Annotated in this window: 1 protein-coding gene; it reads left to right on the forward strand. The window is 69.0% G+C overall.

The window, feature by feature from the left end:
• Positions 1 to 255: AMP-binding protein (locus tag PU724_RS34070; RefSeq protein ID WP_426213873.1), on the forward strand; the 255-nt coding region annotated here is incomplete at both ends.

Genomic DNA, 255 nt, shown 5'->3' on the forward strand with positions numbered 1-255 from the left:
CCGCCGAGCGCGGCTATCTGCTGGAGGAGCTGAACCGGACGGAAGCGGACTATCCTTCGCAGCTGTGCATCCACGAGCTGTTCGAGGCGCGGGTGCGTGAGGCGCCCGACAGGGTGGCCGTGGTGCACGAGGCCGAGGAACTGAGCTACGGCGAGCTCAACGCGCGCGCCAACCGCCTGGCGCATCATCTGGTCGGCCTTGGCGTGAAGCCGGACCAGCCGGTGGCGATCTGCCTGGAGCGCAGCCCGATGATGG

The sequence above is a fragment of the Mesorhizobium abyssinicae genome (assembly GCF_049887195.1).
In the GTDB taxonomy this organism is placed as follows: domain Bacteria; phylum Pseudomonadota; class Alphaproteobacteria; order Rhizobiales; family Rhizobiaceae; genus Mesorhizobium; species Mesorhizobium abyssinicae.